Raw genomic sequence first — 23,562 nt, forward strand, 5'->3', positions numbered from 1 at the left:
AAAAATTTATAAAAGACCACTCTTTAATTTTATTGTGAAAGTACTGCTTCATTCGGTGGTGACTTACATATTGATGGTTGTTTTCGGGAATTTGTGGAAGGTGTTATTGTGATTTTGGAATACTGGAACAGAGCTGGTGTTTTTATTAGTAGCAGAGAGGAAACGCGGGAACCGTCCCCGTGCTTCCCAAACTGAATGGCAACATACCATATATGGACATTCCCATCTCAGCAATGTACGATTATTAGAAAAAAGCATAGAGGTAAAAGCAAATGAAAAAAATTCTGAAGTATTCACTAGTGACAATAGGAATTCTATTGGTTGCCGCACTCGGAGGCTTTTACGTATGGACGCAGCAGACATATGAACCTTCGGGGAAACTTAAGGAATTGGTGGGAAAAGTGGAGCCGGAGGATGGCTGGGTCATCTATGAGCCTAAAGAAAGCGCCAAGGCCGGGATTGTTTTATATCCAGGCGCCAAGGTGGAGCCGGAAGCGTACGGATATCTTGCGCAGCAGTTGTCCGAAAAGGGCTATGTAGTCGGCATCCCTCATGTGCCGTTGAATCTTGCATTCACCGGGGTCGGGAAAGCAGAGGAAGTGATGAAGCGCTACCCATCGGTAAAGAAGTGGTATGTAGGCGGACATTCCCTCGGCGGGGTGGCAGCAGCTTCTTTTGCTCATGACAACCTGGATGAGATCGCCGGTTTATTTTTCCTCGGTTCCTACCCAAGCGGCGGGGATGATTTTTCTAAAGTAAACCTGCCTGTTCTTTCAATTTATGCAGAGAACGACGGACTCACTTCTCATAAAGATATCGAAAAATCGAAGTCCCTGCTGCCGGATGACGCCGTCTTCTATGAAATAAAAGGCGGCAATCATGCTCAGTTCGGCATGTACGGCCCTCAAAAAGGGGACAACAAGGCAGAGCTGCCTGTAAAAAAGCAGCAGGATCAAATTGTTGATGCCTTGGTGAGCTGGGCAAAGCCGTGAAGTACACATAAATTTTCATAATGAAAAAGGGAGAAACCTTGCTAACGCGGGTTTCTTTTTTTTGTGAAGCAGGGGGACGGTTCTCCTGCTTCCAAAATTTTCGCCAAGAAAGGAAGCGCGAGAACCGTCCCCGCGCTTCCTAATAGGAAAGAAGAACCAGGGCCTCCGCCTGTATCGAAAAAATGTAGAAAATTGTAGTTTAAAATAAGTTGACAGAATATTTAATAATGTGAAAATATTTAACTAGATTAATAGAAAGGAGATTACATATGAATACGGAAAAAAGTCAAAAATCGAAGTTTAGCTTTTGGTATGTACTTTTGATTGTCCCGTTTATCACGACGCTGTTCCCAGGAATGTATGCATTTGATGAACCTAGGCTTTTTGGATTTCCGTTTTTTTATTGGTATCAGCTTGCGATGATTCTGGTATCAGGTGTGTTAACGATCATCGTATACTACAAAACGAAGGAAAAGTAATGGAACGATCATTGCCATAAGGAGTGTTAAGAGATGAACTGGACAGCGCTTAGTGTTTTCATTTTATTTTTTATTTTCGTAACTGTTCTCGGCTTCTACGCAGCAAGATGGCGCAAAGGGGATTTAACACAGCTTGATGAGTGGGGGCTTGGCGGAAGAAGATTTGGCACAGTCGTCACATGGTTCCTTCTAGGCGGCGATTTATACACCGCCTACACGTTTATTGCCGTACCGGCGCTCTTATACGGAGCAGGGGCGATGGGATTCTTCGCTGTTCCTTATACAATCGTTGTTTATCCATTTATTTTCGTTGTGATGCCTCGTCTTTGGTCAGTTTCACGCAAGCACGGTTATGTAACCGCTTCCGATTTTGTGCGGGGCAGATATAACAGCAGTACTTTAGCACTCGCTGTTGCCATCACAGGTATATTGGCCACGATGCCATACATTGCACTTCAGCTTGTCGGAATGCAGGCTGTCATTTCGGCGATGGGCTTTAAAAGTACAGGCCTCGCTGGCGAACTGCCACTGATCATCGCGTTTGCCATCCTTGCTGTTTATACGTATTCCAGTGGACTTCGTGCACCGGCATCGATCGCAATTGTAAAAGACATAATGATCTACATAACCATTATCGTAGCCGTTATCGTCATCCCAATGAAGCTTGGTGGTTTTGGAACAATTTTTGATTCTGCAAAGGATGCTTTATCCACCCATAACCCGCCAGGAGCTTTCATCTTAGGAAAAAGTTCGTTCATGGCGTATGGAACGCTTGCATTCGGATCGGCTCTTGCACTATTCCTATATCCGCATTCTCTGACAGGGGTGCTCAGTTCGAATAGCCGCAACACAATTAAAAAGAATGCGGCGATATTGCCTGCGTATTCCCTTGTACTGGGATTCATCACATTACTCGGCTTTATGGCGTTAGCTGCACATGTAAATGTGAAATCAGGAAATGATGCCATCCCGGCTTTGTTTTTGAAAATGTTCCCGGATTGGTTCAGCGGTTTTGCATTTGCAGCCATCGCGATTGGGGCGCTTGTTCCGGCAGCTATCATGTCCATCGCTGCAGCAAATCTGTTTACACGAAATATTTACCGTGAGTATATCAATCCAAATTGTTCGCCTAAGCAGGAATCAGGCATGGCCAAGCTTATTTCGCTTCTTGTTAAGGTGGGGGCGCTTGGATTCATCATTTTCTTCCCGAAAGAATATGCGATCAACTTGCAGCTTTTAGGAGGGATATGGATCCTGCAGACATTCCCGTCAGTGATCATTGGCCTCTACACAAACTGGTTCAATCGCTGGGCGCTTACCCTCGGATGGCTTGTCGGAATGGTGTCAGGTACGATGATGGCGTTCTCCCAAGATATGAAGTCCATCTATCCACTTCATTTGTTCGGATCGACAGTAGCAGGCTATGCTGCACTATACGCACTTATCCTAAACTTTGTCGTAGCAATCGTCCTGACCCTGGTATTCAAGGCGATGGGATTGAACAATGGAAAAGACCAAACAGTAGAAGAAGATTACAAAGCGGCTTAATAGTCGGTTGGAAGCACGGGGACGGTTCTCGTGCTTCTTTTTTCCTTTTGGAGGGAATCGTGCGGAATCTAGTTGAACAAGGATATGAGTGGTAAGATTCAGATAGGAGGGTGAGGGAATGATTAATTATTCTGGAACACCAACATTAGAAACGGATCGATTAATTTTGCGGAAAGTAGAACTTTCTGATGCTCAAACTATATTTGACCATTGGCTTTCAGATGATCGGGTAATGGATAATCTAATAAAAGGAGCTCACAAGTTTGTATCGGAAACAATTGATAGGGTAAAAGAAATCGTAAGTAAGTATGATTCACAAGAGTTCTGTTACTGGGGAATAGAGCTGAAAGCAAGTGGTGAACTGATTGGAGCGATTGACCTCTTTAATTTTGATAGCATGACTGAGAATTGTGAAGTAGGCTATTCAATCGCCTACAAATGGTGGAACAAGGGGTATGGAACGGAAGCGTTGGCAGCTGTAATTGAATTTGGCTTTAGACATATGAATATCCACAAAATATCAGCAGCACATAATACTGATAACCCGGCCTCTGGAAAGATTATGCGTAAAGTGGGAATGGAACAAGAAGGAACCATAAAACATATGATCCGCAATGCCAAGAATATTTATAAGGATTGTGCAGTCTATGGACTTCTTCAGGAAGAATACTTGAAAATGGGAAGGGATTAAGAAAATGTTGTGAACTCTTGATTCCAGGAGGTTTAAGATATGAAAATCAATAGAATAGATCATATAAGTATTAATGTACATAATCTTTCCGAGGCTAAAGCGTTTTTTGTTGATTTAGAACTTGAAGTGCAAGCGGAATGGGAAATGGAAGGAGAACAGCTGGACAGAATCGTTGGGCTTAATGGTGTGAAAACGTCGTGTGTAGGATTGGGTATGCCGGATGGTGAGGCTTGGATAGAACTGGTCAAATTTAATGCACCGCCTGATAAAAAGGGTATCCAGCAATCTTTTGCAAATACACTGGGGATCCGCCATTTTTCCTTTAATGTTGATGATCTTGATGCGATCATTGCTAAATTGAAAGAGAGGGGCACAGAAATCTTTAGCGAGATCGAGCAATATGAAGATAGCTACAAGTTGTGCTACGTCCGCGGTCCAGAAGGAATTATTTTAGAGCTGGCAGAGAAAACCGGCTAGATCCACGATGGGGCTTATGGAATTTTATGTTAAACTATGTAAGGAAATATGAAGGTTTACAACTAAATTAAAAGTTGATCTAACGGAAGAAACATTAGGAGGTGGTCATTATGGCAAAAATAACAGCGCTTATAAACCATAAAGATAAGGGGATTACTGCGACGTAAGTATCCCCAACTTGAAAGGGGAAAATTAATGAGTAAAGAAAACATTAAAATTGTAGAATTGAATGCAGAGAATTGGTATGAATGTTGTGTGTTGAAAGTGTCCGAGGAACAAAGGGAATTTATCGAGCCAAACGCTATTTCAATTGCACAATCTAAATTTGAATCGACACTTAAACCTTATGCTATTTATTTTGAAGATAAGATTGTTGGGTTTTTAATGTTCAATTCAGTACCAGAAGAATTGAATGGATATTGGATTTATAGAATAATGGTTGACCAAAAATACCAAGGAAAAGGTATCGGGAAAGCGGCAACCAAGTTGATGATAGCCGCAATGAGTAAGCTGCCTAATGCATACAAACTTGTTGTGGGTTATCATCCAGAAAACCAAGGAGCACATAAACTTTATCAAAGTCTCGGTTTTATTGATGAAGGAGATAGATTCGGGAAAGAAATGGCAGTAATCAAACATTTATAAAAAGCCATAACTAAGTTTTAAAATGTAATGAGATTCTAACAGGGTTTTAGTTCAAGATGAATATGTTGGATAAACGACTCGAATTAATTACGGGTCGTTTTTATTGTGATTTATAAGTTAATTCATTGTTAAATCCAGTGCTGATTGAGCTGCGAATTGTCATTTGGCTCTCTCAACTAAACCCGTTAGCATAATCCGCTTTTTTTTGTTTAGAACTAAAAAAATATCAATTTTAAATAATTATTTATTGAAAAACGATAAATTATTATTTAAAATGAATTTATCAAAGAAAAGCGTAAAATGTTTAGGGAGGTATGACCATGGATAGTAACACTTTGCTTGAAAATTTGAATGACCCGCATCAGTTGGAGAGCATGTATCGAAAAGACCCAAGAGCATTTAAAAAATCATTCTCGCAAGCTTGGGAACACCATCCTGATTCACAGGTTCTTAGTGTCTGGAATGAAAGGCTGCATTTCAAGGAGACATCCAATAAACATTCCTTGTTTCAAAAAGGATTCCTATTGATGGGACTTTTAGCTATTTTAGCCGGGATTTGCACCAGGATCATTTTCCACTTTGTCCAAAAGGAAGCAATTGCCCCAATTAACCTGGCTTTTGGTATAACGCCTTTTATCGCTGCCTACTTTATTTACACTAATAAGCCGAATAGAAGGATTATTTATTCACTTGCCGGGTTGTTCATCATTTCCGTGGTTTATCTCAATTTTCTGCCATTGAATAACAAAGATAGTACTTTCCTTGCTTATTTACACCTTCCCATTTTCTTATGGGTATTGCTCGGGGCTGCCTTTACAGGAAACGCTTATTCCGAAGGCAGCAGAAGATTAGACTTTATTAAATTTAATCTGGAATATGGCATTCTCTATGCCAGCATGGCGGTCAGCGGGATGGTGTTAGCCGCATTAACCATGCAGTTATTCAGATTTGTTGGCCTGAACATTGAAGAATTCTACTTTAGTAATATTGTTTTATTTGGTGCTGCAGCTCTTGCCATTGTGGCTGCATACCTCGTAACAATGAATCTTAAATTTGCTAAGAATATTACCCCATATATTGCGAAAATTTTCAGCCCGCTTGTCCTGATCACATTGGTGATCTATCTTGCAACGGTTGTATGGGTCGGAAAAAATCCATTCCTGGACCGCAATTTCCTGCTGGCTTTCAATGGAATTCTTCTTGGTGTGCTGGCCGTCACCATATTTTCCATTACTGAAAGCGATACAAACGAAAAAAAGACCATTTCGGATTATATCAATGTTGGCTTGATTGTCCTGGCGCTCATCATCGACAGTGTGGCTTTGTCAGCCATCGTGTTCAGGCTTTCATCTTACGGGATTACTCCTAATAGACTTTCTGTTTTAGGAATTAACATACTTATCTGGGCAAATCTCATTTGGATTATGATCTCCTATATCCGTTTTCTGCAGAATAAATCAGGGCTTGCAGCCATCCAAGATGCAGTTACAAAGTATCTACCGGTTTATGGACTTTGGGCAGCAATCGTTACATTTACTTTTCCTATCATTTTTAGTTAGAACAAGAAGCACGGGGACGGTTCTCGTGCTTCCTTTTTTCTTTTAGAAAGAAGCGCCGGAACCGTCCCCGTGTTTTCAATGCGTCAAAGACTGATAAATGCTGTAGTCCACTTCACCCGAGATGTTTTTTAACCCATCTTCACACAACTCCATTGCCATCAGATTCTCTTCGGATGGCGGCAGGTTTTTCTCAGACGCATAGATTCCGAATTCCGTTGAAGTTTTAAACCCAAATCGAGGGTAATAGCTATAATCACCTTCCACAATTACCCCTTTATAGCCCATTTCTGAAGCCAACCTAATCCCTTCCCGCAGCATAAAATCACCAACACCCTGCCGCTGTTTATGTATAGATACAGAGACGGGGGATAGCACCAAGATTTCATCCGCATGCTTGTTGCTTATCGGAAGCTTGGACAGCATAAAATGTCCAACAATTACCCCATTCTCCTCAGCGACTAAATCCAACTGGGGAATGTAATATTGTTTTTCCCGAATCTCTCTGACAAGAGATTTTTCAACTGCACCATCTGAAAAGTTGGTATGACGGAAAACTTCATACACAAAGTCCTCGATGAAACCATATTCTTCTTTCTTAACAGCTCTAATGATCATTCTTAGCACCTCAATTACATACAATATGGTTCTTTACTTCAATAAGAAATCGCCGTTCTCCTTCTTTGCAAGATCAAGAGGAGCTTCAGAACCTAAAGGATATTATTAAGGGATATAAATGTTTAATGCAATCTGTTAAAATTTGTATATATACATAATCTTAAATATCAAGGAAGGGGGAGAAATGTGAAAAAAAGTGTAAAGTATCTTCTAATCTCTGGTATGTTTCTTGTGATTTTAGCCTCAGGCTTTCTTTATATCCATTTTCAGCGTCTGAATAATCTTCCAATCTATCAAGTGGAAAATAATGTGGGGGAGGAATTTGGAGGGGGGCACGTCTATCGAGTGCATTACGCTCGGTTCAAAAACCATTTATACAAATCAGTAAATCCCTTTATATATAAAGATGAGTATCCTCTTGGCAAACAAATTGGCCGTACGCAATATAAGACCGAATCCATTTTCTCAGTGAAAGGCCATAAAGATTGGATAGCGCTGCGCGGATATATGGTTCCAACCACTTATTTCAAAGAAACGTCGGAGCGAGATAATGAATAGATACTTGGTAATTCTAATCGTGCTGCTCATATCGTTATTGTCTGGTTGTGTTCAAGAGAAGACTTCAGACCAAGCAGCACAAACGAAAAAAGATTTCTCCACTGCTCAGAAAAAAGCAACAGAAAAGAACCCGATTCAAAATGCAGCTCCCGTTCAATTCAAAGTAGGAGAACAAGAGTTTAAAATAGTGCCCGTTTTTGGACCAATTCTTGAGTACATTAAAAAGGCTAAGAAAAAGAAAAGCAAAGACCCCAATTATAAGGAATTATACATATCAACAGTGGTGGAACCCTTCCGTAAAGAGGCATTTGGCGGGGATAAGGGATTGGCATTGAAAGATAAATATAGTTTTGCTGCTCCGATAAATATTGATCGACTGTATGAATCCATCAGGCTAATGGATGAAAACTATGAACATATCACATGCTTAATAAAGGAAGGGTTAGAGAAATCAGCTAAGCTCTTACCCGGCAGCAAGAAAACGATTTATCTCTTCCCATTCAATCCTGACCAGTCCATTTTAATCAGCCAAATGAAAGGAGTCGCCTCTTTTTCAACTCCAGAGCAGTTCATTGTACTGCAAATAGCTCCTCAGAAATATGATGAAAATATGATCCCATACACGGTTGCACATGAATACCACCATACTGTATATTTCGAAAAAATTAAGAATCAAGAAAAGGACCTAATTGATTATGCTTTAGTAGAAGGTAAGGCGGATGCCTTTGCAAACCTGGTCATTCCCGGTATGGAAATCCCTTGGACAATGGAATTATCCGATGATGAGGAGCAAAATATTTGGAACTGGGCAAGCGCCAGACGCTACACCTATACATCAAACGACTTGGCTGAAATGCGTGCGGGGAACCGTGTGATCCCACAGTGGTCTGATTACAGAATTGGGAGGCAGATCATGAGGGGATTTTTAAAGGGAAACCCAGATGTATCTATAAGTGAATGGACTTATATGGACGCAGATGAAATTTTAGAGAGAAGTCAATTTCCACAATGATATGCGCGGAAAGGGAGTGAAACTTAAATGTCTAAAAGAAAAAAATATACCAGTAAAGAGTTCATGCGATTTTCATTACTTTATTTTATTATTGGCGGGTTTTTAATCGTAAGCAATGTCACCCTTTTCTTATTAGAAGGAAGGACTAAAGTCATTTTTATATCGCCAATCTCAGGGATTTTATTTATAATCGCTGGCATCATTTTCAGGGTTAGAGCAGCAAAGTTGGAAAATAACCAATCTTAATTTAGAGAGTAACAACAAACAAAAAGCTTGGGATGATTCCCAAGCTTTTTACGTAAGTCTGTATTAAATTTAATAGGCCAAAGTTTATTGATACTGCTTTCGATATTTTAGCAAATAAACAAATTGAATTATGTATACGCTCAACACGGCAATAAGTATGGCATCTTGAAATTGCGAGTAGGTCAGGTGGAAAAACTCGTTGATGAAATAGATGATGGCCCAGCCTGCCAAAATTAACGGAAAGGCGTCCGAACGGGATTTATAGAGGATGAATTTACCTTTTTCATAGGCACCTTCGTCCTTCATAAATCGTCTTGTTAAAAAGCTGGATACAACAAAGAGTATAACAGCCAATAAGGCTAACCATTGTAGCATTTTATTTTACACCTCCATTGTTCATTGATGTGCCCAATAATAATTTTCTGCATAGTTGTAAAAAGTGATTCCGACAATAATTCCTGCAATCGTAATCAAGATCCCTACCGAGAAAGGGACTTCCTTTTCGATAATTTTAGTTTTGTATAAAAGCCAAACAATTAGCATGACGGCTAGGACCTCGAGCACATACTTCCAGAAGCCTAATGAATGCAATAAATAATCGAAGCCTGAATGCCCCCCAAATATAAAAATCAAACAGAAAAATAACGGAAACCTCAGACTCATCTTTTTATAGCCCCCCTTTAAATCCCTTGCTTACACACCTATAAGACTTACATAATTTACTATTTCGATACTAAGTGCATTATTCCTGTTTTTATTCGCAAAATGGATCGTATGCGATGCGAATACGCATTTGTTCAACACTTTAACGCACCGGGGATTAGGCACCTTTTAAATTTAATCAAACGTTTGATTAAATAACGAAATACAAAATAGAGAAGAACAGCCAATAAGGCTAACCATTTTAGCACCTCAAATTCTCCCCTCCTATATAGAGTTAGACGTCTTCCGTGTTATTCAGTTACAAGCTGTAATTATCATTCTTGTAAGGGGATGGGGCATAGAAGGCAAACAAAAACGCTCAGAAAATTTGAGCGCTTTTAAATCGTAATAGCTAATTTTTAGTTGAAGTTTCTTGTGTCATAATAAGTGTTTTGAGGCTGCGTCCCAAGCGGAGAAAAACTCTTGTATCGTTGATTATCTTTCCATCCTATCTAATTTAACTGCTTTAATTGCTACTTGATACAGTTCCTCTCCCGCATCCCACTTTGAAATGGAACGGTCAAGTTCTCCACCAAACAATCCGAATGCGATTGCGCCCATATTAAATACGTTCGTTCTTTCATCAATATTAGCACCTAATTCATATTCTTCTGGGGACATAAATCTTGATGAGCCCCAAAGTCGACCCATGCTGTTGACAAATGGTTTTTTCTTATATAAATCTATGTCACAAATCTTTGTTATATTATTTCTAAAGTCATACAAAATACTTCCGTCATAAAAATCAACTGCTACATAGTTATTCTTCTCCACGTACAGATGGAATTCTACTATACTCTTAAATGACGCTAAACGGTGTTCAATTGGCAACTGCTTAAATCGATAAAAGGGAGAATCAGGGTGAGTGTATTTATGAGGTGAGGGAAATGACCAATGGGGGTGAAGACATTCACCTTCAAACCACTCAAAAACTAGCACATACCCTTTCTCAACTTCAAAATGACTAAGTAATTTTATCAAGTGTTTATGCTGCAAACCCTCGTAAATTGGAATTGAATCCTTTAACCTCGCTACTGCATCTTCAGGGCGGCCTGTGTACTCTTTTGTCTTTGCTCCAGCATACTTCACAAACTTCTTTATACCGTCTTTTTCAATTCCGAAAGATACATTTCCAGAGTCTTGTTCAGCAAAAACGATGAATACTTCTCCTATATCTGTCAGCCATTCGAAGTTATGTTTTTCTTTTAATTGAAATGTTACGTTATCTAAATTTATAAGCTCCAATCCGACCATTTAAGCCCTCCATTTATTTTTTATCCACCGTTATTAAAAAGGCAGATCTCCTTATTCAATAAAAACACCTGTTATGTTCATTACCAATAATTTTGAATATATTAGTATTTGAATATCTCATTAGTCTCTAAAAGATAATCCTTCTTCCTCCAAAGCAGCTTTAAGTTTCGGTAAAGAAGATGGACCTATTCCGTGAAATTTTAAAATCTCTTTTTCACTATATTTTGATAACTGCTGTAAAGAAACGATATGATTGCTTTCTAAGGCTCTTCTTGCTGGTGCTGATAGCAATGCAAGAAATCCATTTTCAGGTTTGCGTTCTTTCTCACAAATCGGGCAGGTGGGACAATCGCTGTTTTTATAAAATTTATGCCCTTTGCTGCAAGTCTTTAAATTTTTGTTGAGGGATGTCATCTTCAAATAGCTCCTTATTATGAAATTTTGAGATGTGAAAACCTTCTTGAACATAAGCCCCCGTTAATAGAGTAAATAAGTATTTAAAATCCAGACATTCCAAACATAAATAAAGCAATAATTACGAGATAGCCCACAGGGAGAATAATTAAAATAGTCGCTGAGAGTTTCCTCCAAAAACCGCTTTTGCTATACCAAGAAGCTAGTACTGAAGCCAAATATCCAATGAGGATTATAAAGACCCACAAATGTCCAATTTGTTTTCCTACTAGAGATTGCAAAATTAGATAAGTGCCAATTAGGATTAAGATGGATATAATCCCTAGGTATTTTCGCAATTTAGACACCCTTTCTTCGAGAGAAGTTTATCATATCTGTTTAACTAACCTGCCCCGTTTGTTTAAGCACAATTATTTACAAATCATCGTTATATAATTTATTTGTTGACTCGGTTACAAATTGAACCCACTCTTCGTCTGATAAATCACCATGTTCAAATCCCATTACTGAACTCTTACCATGTTTAATTACATCTAACACCTGATCAAACAAACCTCCTGAAGCTACCCAATCACGCAATCTTGAATCATCAAGAGAAAATTTATCATCACAAACGATACACTCAATAAAAAAGCTTGAGTTTTCATTTTTTCCGTCATCATTGTATTTCAATTTAGTATAATCAGCCTTACAGGAAGGACAAACAACTTGAAGGAGCTTGTAGTATAAATTATTAAAGTAAGAACATCTTTTTTCTGCTAATTCTAATGAACATTTACAAACTTTTGCATACTCCTCAGGGTTTAATAACAACGATTATGTTCCTCCATAAAAGGTAATAAGTATACTCTTTAAAACTAAATTGTAACATATTGTAAAATATATATTCAGTCCTTCTTCAAATAAAAGGGCAATAGAGGCAATCGTTGAATAGAACACTATATCAATAAAAGAATGTTTCAACATAAATTACACCACACTTATGCGACAAACTTAGCAGACCAATCGAATGGAGAAATCCCTCTTATTATGGATCAACTTGGTCATTCTTCTTCTGGTACCCCTCATCTCGATATTGCTACCACTAAAGAGAGGCGAAAGGCTGCTTTAGCTAAGCTTGATGAAAGAAGACAAAGGGGTTTATGTAAATGATGAGGAGTATTAAATCAACTATTTATCAAAGCATCAATTCCTGGTTGCTTAATTAAGATAGTAGGTCCTCTGAGTCTGAGTAAAGCCACAGTAATGTACCATATCTTTGGCACCTATGGGTTTACCAATAAAACAAATATTAAAAGGACAGAAGCCTAATTCTTCTTTTTTAAATGAAGAATTAGGCTTTTAATCATTAGCAATGTGCTCTAATATAAAATATTATCTGTTGAGTAATATTCTTGTGTTGTGCAACAATAGGGGCATACAATTTTAAATTTCTTGAGTTGCATGTGCAACTTATGCAACCGTTAATCAAATAACTCTTCATCTTTATATGCTTTAGACCAATGATATGGCTGTACTTCTTCTAATGTTTTGAAAAGTAATGGTTCGTCATTTGAAGAGACCGCTACCTTTACATCACTTCCCCAGTAAATCAATCTTTCCTGACAAACCCCGCAAGGAGTTAGTACCTTAAATTCTTCATTTGTATCGTCTCTTACAACACAAAGTGAATGAGTAATTTTTGTATTAAATTTATGTGCTTCCAAAATCGCACCTGTTTCTATACATAACTCTGTTGAAGCATTTATGACATCTGGAGCAACACTCGTCAATATTTCACCATTATTAGTGTACATTGCTGCTGCACCACCCCAGCCAGTAGGGTATCTTTTTACAATCAGTTCTTTTGCTGCTTGATATAAATTTTGTTCTATATCCAATTTTGTTCCCCCTAATTATTCCCTTTTTCTTTCCGGGCATAATTGTAGCATCTTATTTCATTATTAAAGTAACGCCCCCGTTAGTTGAAGAACTATGTTAAAAGGCTCCCCCAAGAAAGGGAACCTTTTAACTATTCGTTTGAATGTTCAAACCGTTTATTCAGTTGATTTTTTAAGCCATTCAACTTTGGGTTTAATAAAAAGTAAACTGCAAACCCTAAATAACCCAATCCTGAGATGAATAAAATAACTTTCCCAGATGTAAGACCACCAATTAAACCACCAATAAAATATCCAATTGGACTTAGTGAACCTAATATTGATGAAATAAAAGCGAAACCGAGTCCAAGGTATTCTTCGGGTAGATTCACCTGAATTAAAGTTTGGACATAAATACTTATAATTCCAATACCAATCCAAGCAATACCAAACAATATGGTAGCAAAAATTATTTTATTCACTAAGAGAGTTGAAAAAATCCAAAACACCCCTGCAAACAAAGAAGATATTGGCATTACAAGGTTCAATGGAACTTTTTCCACCTTATTTGCTAATAATGCTCCTAATAAAGTCCCGATTGACATTGCGGTTAACCAGAAGCCGTATTGAGCAGAGGTATTAGATATGACAGGAAGCATTGCAATTCCCATCGTCGCCATAACGTTCAATCCTATAACCCCAAAGACTATACTCAACAGGATATTTTGTTCTTTTACAACTTGAAAACCCTGAATAAAATCAACTTTATACTGCTTTAAAAAACCAATAGTTGTTACCTCAGACTCTTTTTTAGTCTTTGGAACTTTAAGATATACAAGAAAAATTAGCCCTACAAAGAATAATAAACAACTACTGGAGACGTAGATAAAACCAACTCCAATAAATAAGACAAGAATTCCCGAAATGCCATTACAAATAGTGTCAAGTGATTGATAACAAAATTCAAAAATGGAATTCACCTTTGTTAACTTTTCACGAGGGCATAAAACTTCAATTAAAGAACTTTCAGTCGGAAAAGTAATTTCAGAAAACAAAAACGAAAGAAACATCATTAAGAGCAAAAGTGGGAGCCACAAAAGATGTGTAAAGTACAACATTGAGATTACGCTAACAATAATGGCCTGCCCTATCATTGCAAAATATAAAATCTTTCGTTTTGAATAACGGTCAATTATAGGACCATAGATAAATTGAAGCGTTACGGGCAAGATTACAACTGCACTGGTTAAACCAATCAAAAAAGGTGAGTTTGTAACAGTTTTAACATACCAGACTGTCGCTACCATATAAAAACTATCAGCAAAATTAGTGATAATACGTCCTATCAATAAAACTAGTAATTGTTTATTCATAAATATCCCCCTTAAAATGTCCACTATTATAATTTAATGAAATTAGACATTTTAGGCGGAGGTCGTATATAGCGTTATATATCAAAAGGATTCTGATAAATAATCAAAACCATGGATATTCCTCCCAATCATTTATTAAAAGTATCATTTCATAAATTTCTGTAAACTTCAACGTTGCCCTTATTCAACTCTACTGCCCCGTGACTTCAATAAGTTTTCATTTCGATAAAATGGACAATAATTCCTTTAATATATGTATTATATTAAGGAGGAATTAAAATGTTATTATCGAAAGCATAAGAAAGAATGAATCTGATAAAAGGATTGAGGTATTTTCTCCTCATACATTAAAAGCCTACCGCCTCCAAGCAACACTTCTTATTCGCTATTTTAATGACATAGAGATTGGAATACTAACTACCGAACAATTAAAATGCTACCTATCTGAATCTAATGAACATCTAAATCCATCAAGCCTTTCACATAGGATCCGTTTTATGAAGTCTCTGTTTCGTTGGTCACATGAAGAAGGGCATATTCCTAAAAATCCAGCTGCAAAAATCAGAGAACCCAAAGTCAGAAAACGCATCCCTAAATTCTTAACCGAAAGAGAAATTGAACACTTACGTGAAGCTTGTTGAACCTATACGGAAAAAGCCTTATTCGATTTCATGTTCTCTACTGGTTGCGGAATTGGAGAAATTGTTTCACTTGAGAAAAATTGTATTAATTGGTCTAATCGGTCAGCGATTGCTAGAGGCAAAGGAGATAAGGAAAGAGAAGTGTATTTCAATATTCGCTGCGACATTTGGCTTAGACGATACATAGATAGCCGTACTGATAAAGACCCAGCTATCTTTGTCACAGAACGGTATCCTCATCGAATGAGCATTGCACAAATATTAAACGGATTTCAAGTCGTGCAGGTATTAATAAAGAAATTCACCCCCACCAACTAAGACACAGCTATGCCACGCATTTATTAAACAACGGAGCCCCTCTTGAAGTGATCCAAAGTTTAATGGGGCATGATAAAAGTGAAACAACCCGCATTTATGCTTAACTAAATGGAAGACTTAGAAAAGAGTTTTATCAGAAGTATTTCTAATTGATTATCTTCTGGAGCAACACCGAAAAAAAGGGGTTGCTCTTTTCAATTCTTGCCCCCTATAGTTTAAGTACGTTAGTTCACATACTCAGCAGGATTTAGCAATAAAGCACACAATAAAGAATAATTCAGGGATATTGAGAAATAACATGACCCCATTGTTTTTATCTTATTTTATCAACCTTTGTGCATCTAAAGTTGTTTTTCTCGTACAAACTTACAGCAGTTTCATTCCATTTTGCTACCTGTAATGTTATCGGTAATTCTTTATCTCTAGAATTATTTTGAATATTATTTATTGCCCAATAAAGTAGTTGTGTTCCATACCCCTGACCTTGAAACTCTTTATTTACAATAAGGTCATCTATTTCATTGCCGTAACAAGCAACCGAACCGATGAGTTTTTCATTTTGTATCAATAGATATATATTATTTTTCTTTTCAACAATCTGTTCTTTTGAAGAATAGAAATTATATGGTTTTACTTCTAATGCTTTTCTCATATCGTAAAAACACTCGTTATATATTTTCTGGTAATTATCATAAAATTCATCAGAATATGCGGTTAAGTTTAACTTTGATTCTACTTTACCTCCAATGTATTGCATTTCATAAGCTAATATTTCAATCATAATATTCCCCTTATCAATTTGATTTTTTATCTCGTTTTTATAAATTTGTACTTTAATTAACCTGCACCGTTAGTCAAATAAGTTTGTTGTGCTTCTTCGCTGTATAAAGGGCAAACAAAAACGCCCAGAAAATTTGAGCGCTGTTATATCGTAGTAGCTAATTTCTTATAAAACGAAAGCACATTTTTGTTTAAGTCCATTCCTTCACAAAAATTCAAACAGCGGTAGCTATAGCTATTAAGTTACATTAAGTAAAAATTGACCTTCTATATTACTTTTATTTTCAAAAATCCATTGAAACATTGCTTTATTAATTTTATATATGTCAGCGTTACTTGAGAAATAAGCCATAAATATAGTTTGGATACAAAGCATAACGTACCAAATAGACTCTTTTTCTTTATGAGATAATGGATTTATTTCATTATATTTAGCTACTAAATCTCCAACAAAATCAATCCACCTTTTCCTTAACTCCTCTTTAGAAAAAACTTCACTTAAAACACTTGTGGAGCAATAACAAAGATCAAAGATGTTAACATTGACTTCCACGATTTCATAATCAATTACACCAGAAAGATGATTATTATTAAATATAACATTATGAATATGAGCGTCCCTATGTACTAATTGTTTTGGAAGTATTTCAACCCGGTTCTTTATATCCTCTTCCAAGTCATGATACAAATTTTGCAATTCTTGTGAAGGATCTACTTTGGAAATTTCATTTATGGCAAAATCGTATACCATCTTGTATAAATCTTTAAAAGGGTATTCATTTAAAAAATCGGCAGATCTCATTATTTTATTTAAGTTTGCAATGGTTTCTCCAAGAAGGTTAGGTATTATAGGATTTCGCAAACTCTCCTCAGCTTCAAAGGTGGAACCTTCAAGGTAGTTATATATTGAGTAATTCGAATCCTTGTAAGTCACGCTAAATTCTCCGTGTTTATTATATAGAGGATAATGTGTTAAGAGATTATTATTTCTTAGAAGTCCAATCAGTTTTAATTCACTATTAAAGTTTTCTGAATTATCCTTTCTCTTTATAATGAACTTTTCATTATTATTAGTAATGATTAATGTTGCCCGTTCAGATAGTTTTTTGTGGTTATTTATTTCAATACCCCAACTCGAGGAAATATTCTTAATATCTACATAATCCATACGGATGGACCCTCCCATTCAAAAAATTCTTATTAGTATATTCTTACAAAACGGGAGTGATATCCTCCATTATTTGGAATATCTCGATTGAATAAAACTGCACCGTTAGTTGTACTTCTATTTAAAATGAAAAAGGAAACACTAGAACAGTCCCTGTGCTTCGTAGTTATCGTCTTCTTTTTTCCCTATAAGACAACCATAGGAGAAATAAACATATAATAGCTTGGATTAAGTACCCTGGGTATATATCAACCCGATTGCCATTCAAAAACAAATAAATTGAATAGGGGATATTAAAAAGAAAAATATAAGCTATTAAGAGGTATTCGTACCATTTTAATTGTCTTATCCATTTATACTTTTGTTGTTTCTCCATGTTGTATCCCCCTATTGCCAACTACCAAGGCATTAATTCTCTTTTACTATTACTATCAAACTTCACTAATTCTATCTCTTTTTCAGCTTGTATATTATTTTGTTTAAGAAAGGAAGCACTAGAACCGTCCCTGTGCTTCCTTAATTCCAATCTTTCTTTAATAATGAATAAGAAAAATGGTCATAGTATTTGCCTTTAAACAAATGCTTGTCACGATATATGCCTTCATTTATGAAACCTAAGCTTTCTAATGTATTTGATGACTTTTTATTTTCCAAAGCTACATATGCATTGATCCTATTTAGTTTCATATTGCTAAAACCACTATTTATTGCTGCAATCAATGCCTCTTTCATATATCCGTATCCCCAAAACTCATTCCACAAATCATACCCTATTTCAGCAATATTATTTGTTCTGTCCCATAAATGAAATCCACAGGTACCAATCTTTTCATTGCTGTCTTTTTTCTCTATAATCCATCTATTGTATCCTTTTTCTTCTGGATTTTTATACGACTCAATAAATTCGATTGCTTCCTCTTTACTTGTAAATAACTCTTCATCATAGAGAAATTCACAAATCTTTTCACTACTGAAAAGCTTAAAGATAAAATCGGCGTCAGCATCGTTGACATATCTTAATTTTAATCTGCTAGTATCTAATTCAGGAAAAAATCTTTGCTTGTTCATATAAACACCCTTTATATTGATTTGCTCGGTATTTGAATAATTTTGTTATGCCCCTATTTAATAGAGGAAGGGAGCTCCAGAACCCTACCCGTACTATCTAAATTCAACTTAATGATTTCCCCGTCCCTCACTTGAATGCTCCATGCCTTGGAAGGTTCTCCAATAAGTTCAATGCCTTCGTCTGATACATACAACGCACAATCATCTTCTAGTGCGAGTGCACTTTCAACTTCCTTTTTAAAAAGCATCTGATGAAATTCATTGGCTCTATCTGATTGATTGTAATGCGGACAGAAAACTTGATTGATCACACTCCAACCAGGGCTCTCTATATACCCCTCTCCTTCATAATCAGAGCGGATCCCACTCTTAAACCAGCAAATTGCACCTGCACTTATGCCGGCAATGAACGTTCCTGCTTCTAATGCGTCTATCAGGATCTCATCCAATTTGCGCTCACGCCACTTTTCCATCATATTGAGATAATTTCCACCACCGAGATAAATCAAGTCAGCCGCGTCGACCATTTCCATGATATCCATTTCTTCAGGAGTCTCACTCACACAACGCAGCACACTCACCCGGCAGTGTAATAGGTTCCCGAAGACCTCAATAAATTCGTTTATGTAATCTTCTTCATCATTGCTGGCAGTAGGGATAAATAAAACAGTTGGAGCATCCTTTTCAGTCAGTTCCGCCAACCGCTTATTTATATGGAAATTGTCCGCATGTTTGACAAATCCGCCGCCAATTAAAGCTAATTTCATATTTAAAAAGCACCACCCATAAGAATATTCTCCATTTATTATTTCGCTAATGAGGGCTTATTTCCTGTTTTTTCTTCCCGTTGCGTGAGGCGGATAGTCCCTTTAGGCACCTTGAAACACTCCGCAGTATTTGTCTAATGACATTCCTTGACTGCAGCAGGTCAAAGGAGTAAATTGGAATCGATCAGTTTAGAATTGTTCGGTTTGGAACCGTTCGATATCGGAAGGAGATGATGAAAGTGGAGAATGATAACCAGAATTTAACCCGGTCGGTCAAGCTGATGCATTCCTTTTGGCGCGTCCAGAAAAATTTGATGCGCATCGTTCAACGGACAGCCGTGGAAAATGGGCTCACCGTTCCGCAATATTCAATTTTAATGACCATTGCCCCTTTAAAAACTATGCTTCAGAAAACATTGAGGGAAAAGACATTCCTTCCGAAGAGCACCCTCAGCCAGGCAATTGACGGGCTGGTTCAGGATGGGTGGCTGCACCGGCAGCAACTGGAGGAAAACCGGCGGGAAGTCCAACTGTCACTCAGCGAAAAAGGGGAGAACTTTTTCAAGACCATTCATCGTCAGGAAGGCAGCGTCCATGACGTATTTGAAACGGCTGTTCAGCTGTTTTCAGATGAAGAGTATGAGAATCTGCTGGAATCCCACGCGAAGATCATTGATTTCTTGGAATCACAATCGACAGAGCAAGGAGATTGTATAAATGATTAAACTATTAAAGAATTTATCCGTTTATAAATGGAGTGTCATCGCCGTTTTAGTATTTATCTTTATTCAGTCCATGGCGACGCTTTATTTGCCGACCCTGATGTCCGACATCATTGATAATGGTGTGGTGAAGGGAGATACGCCATACATCTGGAAAATTGGTGGCTGGATGCTTCTTGTTTCCGGTTTGGGCGGTGTGGCATCAATCTTTGCCAGCTACTATTCTTCAAAATCAGCGATGGGACTCGGCCGTGATATCCGCCGCAACGTGTTCTATCACGTTGAAAAATTCACCCTGCAGGAATTTGATGAAGTAGGAACAGCTTCATTGATAACAAGAACCACAAATGATATCACCCAGGTGCAGCAAGTGGTCATTATGTTACTGCGGATGGTCGTCAGCGCCCCGATCATGCTGATAGGCGGGATTATCATGGCCGTATCGAAGGATGCAAAGCTATCATTGGTCATCGTTGTCACCATGCCAGTATTAATTGGATCGATCCTATTGATACTTTATAAGGGAATCCCGCTTTTTCAAACGGTTCAGAAACGATTGGATAAGCTGAATCTTGTCCTTCGTGAAAATTTGACAGGGGTCCGCGTCATTCGTGCGTTCAATCGGGAAGAAGAAGAAAAGAAGCGCCTTCAAAAGGCAAATAAAGATTTGACAGATGTTTCGATCAAAGTAAATAAAATCATGGCTTTCATGATGCCGATCATGATGCTTGTCATGAATTTGACAGTCGTTGCCGTCATTTGGTTCGGAGGGATCCGGATCGATAACGGGGGTATGCAGATTGGGGATCTGATGGCTTACATCCAATACGTGATGCAAATCATGTTTGCTCTCGTGATGGCTTCGATGATGTTTGTCATGGTGCCGCGCGCTGCCGTTTCTGCCAAGCGGATCAACGAAGTAATGGATATGAAGCCTTCCTTTTTTGATAAAGGAACGAAGGAAGCGAATCAGGAGAAAGGGACACTGGAGTTCGACCATGTCACATTCAGCTATCCTGGAGCAGAGGAGCCTGCATTGACGGACATTAGTTTTTCCGCAAAACCAGGCGAAGTTACGGCCGTCATTGGAGGAACGGGTTCCGGAAAATCGACCCTGGTGAACTTGATTCCTCGTTTTTATGAGATATCAAGCGGCGCCATCCGCGTCAATGGGGTGGATATCCGAGAAGCATCTCAAGAGGATGTCCGTTCAAAAATTGGCTTTGTGCCGCAGAAGGCCTTGCTGTTCACGGGAACGATTGCGGATAATATTCGCTTCGGAAAAGAAAATGCGGAACAACGGGAGATCGAGCATGCAGCAAGAATTGCCCAAGCGGAAGAGTTCATCAGCCGCATGAAGGATGGATATGAATCGCAGATCGAGCAAGGAGGAAGCAATTTATCCGGAGGGCAGAAACAGCGTCTTTCAATCGCCCGTGCGCTCGTCCGCAAGCCAGACCTTTATATTTTTGACGACAGCTTTTCAGCATTGGATTACAAAACGGATGCGAAACTGCGTGCTGCCTTGCTGGAGGAAACGAAGGAGGCAACGGTGCTGATTGTCGCACAGCGTGTAAGCACGGTTGTCGATGCCGATCGCATCATTGTGCTTGAAAAAGGGGAAGTAGCTGGGATCGGAACGCACAAGGAGCTCTTGGAAAACAATTCAGTCTATCGTGAAATCGTTGAATCGCAGCTGTCTGAGGAGGAGATCGCATGAGCAGCCAAAAAAGACCTCAAAAAGGAATGCAGATGGGACATGGTCCAGGCGGCGGAAGCATGCTGATGATGGGGCAGAAAGCCAAGGACTTTAAAGGTACTTTGAAGAGACTCCTGAGCTATTTGAAGCCCCGCCGGAACAGATTGATTGCTGTTTTCATCGCAGCCATCCTCAGCACGGTCTTTATGATTGCAGGACCAAAAATCATGGGGAACGCCATTACGAAATTATTCGAGGGAGCCTATGGGAAGTTCATGGGGGTTCCGGGGGCTGAAATTGATTTTGCCGGCATTGGTCAGATCCTTCTCTCCCTGGCTGGACTGTATGTATTGAGCAGTTTGTTTACGTATATTCAGCAATATTTGATGTCAACCGTCGCACAAAGAACGGTGTACGATCTAAGGGAGGACGTCAATAAGAAACTGGAGAAGCTGCCGCTCAAATACTTTGATGGACACTCTCACGGTGATACGCTCAGCCGCATGTCCAATGATATCGACACAATCGGAACGACGATGCAGCAAAGCTTGACGCAATTTATCACATCCATTGTCACTATCATCGGGATCATCATTATGATGCTGACGATCAGTCCGCTTTTGACACTGATCTCGATCGTGAGTCTCCCGCTTTCCATGTTTGCAATCCGGCCGATTTTGAAACGGTCGCAAAAGCACTTTGCCGATCAACAGCGGACGCTTGGCCAATTGAATGGCCACATCGAAGAAATGTACACAGGACACCAGGTCGTGAAAGCGTTCGGCCATGAGAAAAAAGCCGGTGTCGAATTTGATAAGGTTAATGAAGAACTGTATGAAGCAGGAAGCAAAGCACAGTTCATTTCCGGGATCATCATGCCGATGATGATGTTCATCGGTAATATCAGCTATGTGCTGATTAGTGTCGTCGGAGGCATACTGGTGACAAAGCGTGCCATTTCCATCGGGGATATCCAAGCCTTCATTACCTATACTCGCCAATTCACGCAGCCAATTACCCAGACGGCAAACATCGCCAACATCATCCAATCGACAGTCGCCGCTGCGGAACGCGTTTTTGAACTGCTTGACGAAGAGGAAGAGACGGAAGAAAGAACGGATGTAAGTGTGGCGCGAGCAAAAGGTGCGGTGGATTTTGAACACGTGGATTTTGGCTATGGAGAGGATATGCTGATCAAAGATATGAATATCCATGTGAAGCCTGGCCAAACCGTTGCCATTGTCGGTCCGACGGGTGCTGGAAAAACGACGCTCATCAATTTGCTGATGCGTTTCTATGAATTGAATGGCGGTAAGATCCTCATTGACGGATATGATACACGTGAAATGTCCCGGGAGGATCTCCGGAAAAACTTTGGGATGGTCTTGCAGGATACGTGGTTATTCAACGGAACAATCCGTGAAAATCTGGCGTATGGGAAAATGGGTGCTACAGAGGAAGAGATTACAAATGCGGCTCGCACGGCTCATGCCGACCATTTTATCCGGACGCTGCCAGATGGCTATGAGACGGTCTTGAATGAAGAAGCATCGAATATCTCACAAGGGCAGAAGCAGTTGTTGACCATTGCCAGGGCTATTTTAGCCGATCCACCGATCATGATCTTGGATGAAGCGACGTCCAGTGTCGACACACGGACAGAGATCTTTATTCAAAAGGCCATGAATCGCTTGATGGAGGATCGAACAAGTTTTGTCATTGCCCACAGACTATCCACCATCAAGGATGCCGATCTGATTCTCGTCATGGACCAAGGAACCGTGATCGAACAGGGAACGCACCTGGAGCTGCTGGAGCAAGACGGATTCTATGCCGACCTGTACAACAGTCAATTTTCTGAGAAGGCTGTTGGGTAGGAAACAGGGGAAGCGGGGGGACGGTTCTTGTGCTTCCTTTTTTGGGAAGCAAGGGGTCGGTTCTCTTGCTTCTTTTTTGATTGAGAGGAAGTATCAGA

General features: G+C 38.9%; 28 protein-coding genes. 16 read left to right on the top strand and 12 right to left on the bottom strand.

Annotated features, from left to right (window positions below):
• Positions 1-272: 272 nt before the first annotated feature.
• From ABTV07_RS03795 to ABTV07_RS03825, 7 genes are all read left to right on the top strand, one after another.
• Positions 273-992, top strand: coding sequence for an alpha/beta hydrolase (locus tag ABTV07_RS03795; RefSeq protein WP_433747708.1), 720 nt, complete (start codon positions 273-275; stop codon positions 990-992).
• Positions 993-1,261: 269 nt separating this feature from the next.
• Positions 1,262-1,471, top strand: a complete 210-nt coding sequence (locus tag ABTV07_RS03800; RefSeq protein WP_114747407.1) for a DUF3311 domain-containing protein — start codon at positions 1,262-1,264, stop codon at positions 1,469-1,471.
• A 33-nt stretch (positions 1,472-1,504) separates the two neighbouring features.
• Complete coding sequence (mctP, locus tag ABTV07_RS03805; protein ID WP_433747711.1) at positions 1,505-3,019, top strand: monocarboxylate uptake permease MctP; 1,515 nt, start codon at positions 1,505-1,507, stop codon at positions 3,017-3,019.
• A 118-nt stretch (positions 3,020-3,137) separates the two neighbouring features.
• Positions 3,138-3,710: a GNAT family N-acetyltransferase gene (locus ABTV07_RS03810; protein WP_433747714.1), complete on the top strand. Its 573-nt coding sequence runs from the start codon at positions 3,138-3,140 to the stop codon at positions 3,708-3,710.
• 39 nt (positions 3,711-3,749) lie between these two features.
• Entirely contained in the window at positions 3,750-4,187 is a 438-nt protein-coding gene (locus tag ABTV07_RS03815; protein WP_433747717.1) for a VOC family protein, read from the top strand.
• A gap of 195 nt (positions 4,188-4,382) precedes the next feature.
• Positions 4,383-4,832: a GNAT family N-acetyltransferase gene (locus ABTV07_RS03820; RefSeq protein ID WP_433747719.1), complete on the top strand. Its 450-nt coding sequence runs from the start codon at positions 4,383-4,385 to the stop codon at positions 4,830-4,832.
• A 320-nt stretch (positions 4,833-5,152) separates the two neighbouring features.
• Positions 5,153-6,391 carry a DUF4153 domain-containing protein gene (locus ABTV07_RS03825; protein WP_433747722.1) on the top strand — a complete coding sequence of 413 codons (1,239 nt, stop codon included), beginning with the start codon at positions 5,153-5,155 and terminating at the stop codon, positions 6,389-6,391.
• 75 nt (positions 6,392-6,466) lie between these two features.
• On the opposite strand, the gene ABTV07_RS03830 is transcribed toward ABTV07_RS03825, so the two are convergent.
• Entirely contained in the window at positions 6,467-7,006 is a 540-nt protein-coding gene (locus tag ABTV07_RS03830; protein WP_433747725.1) for a GNAT family N-acetyltransferase, read from the bottom strand.
• A 186-nt stretch (positions 7,007-7,192) separates the two neighbouring features.
• Between ABTV07_RS03830 and ABTV07_RS03835 the strand changes: the two genes are divergently transcribed.
• Genes ABTV07_RS03835 through ABTV07_RS03845 form a run of 3 tightly spaced genes read left to right on the top strand, consistent with a single transcriptional unit; the run spans position 7,193 to position 8,822 of the window.
• Entirely contained in the window at positions 7,193-7,564 is a 372-nt protein-coding gene (locus ABTV07_RS03835) for a hypothetical protein (protein ID WP_433747728.1), read from the top strand.
• Complete coding sequence (locus tag ABTV07_RS03840) at positions 7,557-8,576, top strand: DUF2268 domain-containing protein (RefSeq protein ID WP_433747731.1); 1,020 nt, start codon at positions 7,557-7,559, stop codon at positions 8,574-8,576. Before ABTV07_RS03835 ends, ABTV07_RS03840 begins: the two co-directional genes overlap by 8 nt.
• Before the next feature lie 27 nt (positions 8,577-8,603).
• Positions 8,604-8,822 carry a hypothetical protein gene (locus ABTV07_RS03845; protein ID WP_433747734.1) on the top strand — a complete coding sequence of 73 codons (219 nt, stop codon included), beginning with the start codon at positions 8,604-8,606 and terminating at the stop codon, positions 8,820-8,822.
• Between the two features lie 84 nt (positions 8,823-8,906).
• Here ABTV07_RS03845 and ABTV07_RS03850 read toward each other — a convergent pair whose 3' ends face one another.
• The 7 genes from ABTV07_RS03850 to ABTV07_RS03880 all read right to left on the bottom strand — a co-directional run bounded on the left by ABTV07_RS03850 (position 8,907) and on the right by ABTV07_RS03880 (position 14,424).
• Positions 8,907-9,197 carry a hypothetical protein gene (locus ABTV07_RS03850; RefSeq protein ID WP_433747737.1) on the bottom strand — a complete coding sequence of 97 codons (291 nt, stop codon included), beginning with the start codon at positions 9,195-9,197 and terminating at the stop codon, positions 8,907-8,909.
• 21 nt (positions 9,198-9,218) lie between these two features.
• Entirely contained in the window at positions 9,219-9,485 is a 267-nt protein-coding gene (locus ABTV07_RS03855) for a hypothetical protein (protein WP_114747047.1), read from the bottom strand.
• A 474-nt stretch (positions 9,486-9,959) separates the two neighbouring features.
• Positions 9,960-10,778 (bottom strand): protein kinase domain-containing protein, encoded by an 819-nt coding sequence (locus ABTV07_RS03860; RefSeq protein ID WP_433747740.1) that lies wholly within the window; start codon positions 10,776-10,778, stop codon positions 9,960-9,962.
• 120 nt (positions 10,779-10,898) lie between these two features.
• Complete coding sequence (locus ABTV07_RS03865; protein WP_433747743.1) at positions 10,899-11,192, bottom strand: RNA polymerase alpha subunit C-terminal domain-containing protein; 294 nt, start codon at positions 11,190-11,192, stop codon at positions 10,899-10,901.
• Between the two features lie 414 nt (positions 11,193-11,606).
• Positions 11,607-12,005 (bottom strand): hypothetical protein, encoded by a 399-nt coding sequence (locus ABTV07_RS03870; protein WP_433747745.1) that lies wholly within the window; start codon positions 12,003-12,005, stop codon positions 11,607-11,609.
• Positions 12,006-12,655: 650 nt separating this feature from the next.
• Positions 12,656-13,072: a cytidine deaminase gene (locus ABTV07_RS03875; protein ID WP_433747748.1), complete on the bottom strand. Its 417-nt coding sequence runs from the start codon at positions 13,070-13,072 to the stop codon at positions 12,656-12,658.
• A gap of 131 nt (positions 13,073-13,203) precedes the next feature.
• On the bottom strand, positions 13,204-14,424 hold the full coding sequence (locus ABTV07_RS03880; protein WP_433747750.1) for an MFS transporter: 1,221 nt from the start codon (positions 14,422-14,424) through the stop codon (positions 13,204-13,206).
• A gap of 380 nt (positions 14,425-14,804) precedes the next feature.
• Here ABTV07_RS03880 and ABTV07_RS03885 point away from each other — a divergent pair, with 380 nt between their 5' ends.
• The 3 genes from ABTV07_RS03885 to ABTV07_RS03895 are packed head-to-tail and all read left to right on the top strand — an operon-like array spanning position 14,805 to position 15,487.
• On the top strand, positions 14,805-15,065 hold the full coding sequence (locus ABTV07_RS03885) for a hypothetical protein (protein ID WP_433751078.1): 261 nt from the start codon (positions 14,805-14,807) through the stop codon (positions 15,063-15,065).
• 30 nt (positions 15,066-15,095) lie between these two features.
• Positions 15,096-15,383, top strand: a complete 288-nt coding sequence (locus tag ABTV07_RS03890; protein ID WP_433747752.1) for a tyrosine-type recombinase/integrase — start codon at positions 15,096-15,098, stop codon at positions 15,381-15,383.
• On the top strand, positions 15,365-15,487 hold the full coding sequence (locus ABTV07_RS03895; RefSeq protein ID WP_433751081.1) for a tyrosine-type recombinase/integrase: 123 nt from the start codon (positions 15,365-15,367) through the stop codon (positions 15,485-15,487). The genes ABTV07_RS03890 and ABTV07_RS03895 overlap by 19 nt, the downstream gene beginning before the upstream one ends.
• 209 nt (positions 15,488-15,696) lie before the next feature.
• Here ABTV07_RS03895 and ABTV07_RS03900 read toward each other — a convergent pair whose 3' ends face one another.
• The 4 genes from ABTV07_RS03900 to ABTV07_RS03915 all read right to left on the bottom strand — a co-directional run bounded on the left by ABTV07_RS03900 (position 15,697) and on the right by ABTV07_RS03915 (position 19,166).
• Positions 15,697-16,164, bottom strand: coding sequence for a GNAT family N-acetyltransferase (locus ABTV07_RS03900; RefSeq protein WP_433747755.1), 468 nt, complete (start codon positions 16,162-16,164; stop codon positions 15,697-15,699).
• Positions 16,165-16,401: 237 nt separating this feature from the next.
• Complete coding sequence (locus ABTV07_RS03905) at positions 16,402-17,331, bottom strand: phosphotransferase enzyme family protein (protein ID WP_433747756.1); 930 nt, start codon at positions 17,329-17,331, stop codon at positions 16,402-16,404.
• Positions 17,332-17,847: 516 nt separating this feature from the next.
• Positions 17,848-18,399: a GNAT family N-acetyltransferase gene (locus tag ABTV07_RS03910; protein WP_433747758.1), complete on the bottom strand. Its 552-nt coding sequence runs from the start codon at positions 18,397-18,399 to the stop codon at positions 17,848-17,850.
• A 53-nt stretch (positions 18,400-18,452) separates the two neighbouring features.
• Positions 18,453-19,166 (bottom strand): peptidase E, encoded by a 714-nt coding sequence (locus ABTV07_RS03915; RefSeq protein WP_433747760.1) that lies wholly within the window; start codon positions 19,164-19,166, stop codon positions 18,453-18,455.
• Between the two features lie 239 nt (positions 19,167-19,405).
• Here ABTV07_RS03915 and ABTV07_RS03920 point away from each other — a divergent pair, with 239 nt between their 5' ends.
• Genes ABTV07_RS03920 through ABTV07_RS03930 form a run of 3 tightly spaced genes read left to right on the top strand, consistent with a single transcriptional unit; the run spans position 19,406 to position 23,464 of the window.
• Positions 19,406-19,891, top strand: a complete 486-nt coding sequence (locus ABTV07_RS03920; protein WP_433747763.1) for a MarR family winged helix-turn-helix transcriptional regulator — start codon at positions 19,406-19,408, stop codon at positions 19,889-19,891.
• The gene (locus tag ABTV07_RS03925) at positions 19,884-21,608 is read left to right on the top strand and encodes an ABC transporter ATP-binding protein (protein WP_433747766.1); all 1,725 of its coding nucleotides are present in this window, start codon (positions 19,884-19,886) and stop codon (positions 21,606-21,608) included. Before ABTV07_RS03920 ends, ABTV07_RS03925 begins: the two co-directional genes overlap by 8 nt.
• Positions 21,605-23,464 carry an ABC transporter ATP-binding protein gene (locus ABTV07_RS03930; RefSeq protein ID WP_433747768.1) on the top strand — a complete coding sequence of 620 codons (1,860 nt, stop codon included), beginning with the start codon at positions 21,605-21,607 and terminating at the stop codon, positions 23,462-23,464. The genes ABTV07_RS03925 and ABTV07_RS03930 overlap by 4 nt, the downstream gene beginning before the upstream one ends.
• Positions 23,465-23,562 lie beyond the last annotated feature (98 nt).

It is taken from the genome of Falsibacillus pallidus (assembly GCF_050990905.1).
GTDB classification, from domain to species: Bacteria; Bacillota; Bacilli; order Bacillales; family DSM-25281; genus Falsibacillus; species Falsibacillus pallidus_A.

What these genes read in the sequence shown, in the direction of transcription:
- ABTV07_RS03855 (WP_114747047.1), bottom strand. Translation starts at nt 9,485, where the DNA reads ATGAGTCTGAGGTTTCCGTTATTTTTCTGTTTGATTTTTATATTTGGG.
- ABTV07_RS03800 (WP_114747407.1), top strand. Translation starts at nt 1,262, where the DNA reads ATGAATACGGAAAAAAGTCAAAAATCGAAGTTTAGCTTTTGGTATGTA.
- ABTV07_RS03815 (WP_433747717.1), top strand. Translation starts at nt 3,750, where the DNA reads ATGAAAATCAATAGAATAGATCATATAAGTATTAATGTACATAATCTT.
- ABTV07_RS03890 (WP_433747752.1), top strand. Translation starts at nt 15,096, where the DNA reads ATGTTCTCTACTGGTTGCGGAATTGGAGAAATTGTTTCACTTGAGAAA.
- ABTV07_RS03925 (WP_433747766.1), top strand. Translation starts at nt 19,884, where the DNA reads ATGATTAAACTATTAAAGAATTTATCCGTTTATAAATGGAGTGTCATC.
- ABTV07_RS03915 (WP_433747760.1), bottom strand. Translation starts at nt 19,166, where the DNA reads ATGAAATTAGCTTTAATTGGCGGCGGATTTGTCAAACATGCGGACAAT.
- ABTV07_RS03830 (WP_433747725.1), bottom strand. Translation starts at nt 7,006, where the DNA reads ATGATCATTAGAGCTGTTAAGAAAGAAGAATATGGTTTCATCGAGGAC.
- ABTV07_RS03900 (WP_433747755.1), bottom strand. Translation starts at nt 16,164, where the DNA reads ATGATTGAAATATTAGCTTATGAAATGCAATACATTGGAGGTAAAGTA.
- ABTV07_RS03905 (WP_433747756.1), bottom strand. Translation starts at nt 17,331, where the DNA reads ATGGATTATGTAGATATTAAGAATATTTCCTCGAGTTGGGGTATTGAA.
- ABTV07_RS03810 (WP_433747714.1), top strand. Translation starts at nt 3,138, where the DNA reads ATGATTAATTATTCTGGAACACCAACATTAGAAACGGATCGATTAATT.
- ABTV07_RS03910 (WP_433747758.1), bottom strand. Translation starts at nt 18,399, where the DNA reads ATGAACAAGCAAAGATTTTTTCCTGAATTAGATACTAGCAGATTAAAA.
- ABTV07_RS03850 (WP_433747737.1), bottom strand. Translation starts at nt 9,197, where the DNA reads ATGCTACAATGGTTAGCCTTATTGGCTGTTATACTCTTTGTTGTATCC.
- mctP (WP_433747711.1), top strand. Translation starts at nt 1,505, where the DNA reads ATGAACTGGACAGCGCTTAGTGTTTTCATTTTATTTTTTATTTTCGTA.
- ABTV07_RS03865 (WP_433747743.1), bottom strand. Translation starts at nt 11,192, where the DNA reads ATGACATCCCTCAACAAAAATTTAAAGACTTGCAGCAAAGGGCATAAA.
- ABTV07_RS03825 (WP_433747722.1), top strand. Translation starts at nt 5,153, where the DNA reads ATGGATAGTAACACTTTGCTTGAAAATTTGAATGACCCGCATCAGTTG.
- ABTV07_RS03845 (WP_433747734.1), top strand. Translation starts at nt 8,604, where the DNA reads ATGTCTAAAAGAAAAAAATATACCAGTAAAGAGTTCATGCGATTTTCA.
- ABTV07_RS03795 (WP_433747708.1), top strand. Translation starts at nt 273, where the DNA reads ATGAAAAAAATTCTGAAGTATTCACTAGTGACAATAGGAATTCTATTG.
- ABTV07_RS03840 (WP_433747731.1), top strand. Translation starts at nt 7,557, where the DNA reads ATGAATAGATACTTGGTAATTCTAATCGTGCTGCTCATATCGTTATTG.
- ABTV07_RS03930 (WP_433747768.1), top strand. Translation starts at nt 21,605, where the DNA reads ATGAGCAGCCAAAAAAGACCTCAAAAAGGAATGCAGATGGGACATGGT.
- ABTV07_RS03860 (WP_433747740.1), bottom strand. Translation starts at nt 10,778, where the DNA reads ATGGTCGGATTGGAGCTTATAAATTTAGATAACGTAACATTTCAATTA.
- ABTV07_RS03820 (WP_433747719.1), top strand. Translation starts at nt 4,383, where the DNA reads ATGAGTAAAGAAAACATTAAAATTGTAGAATTGAATGCAGAGAATTGG.
- ABTV07_RS03880 (WP_433747750.1), bottom strand. Translation starts at nt 14,424, where the DNA reads ATGAATAAACAATTACTAGTTTTATTGATAGGACGTATTATCACTAAT.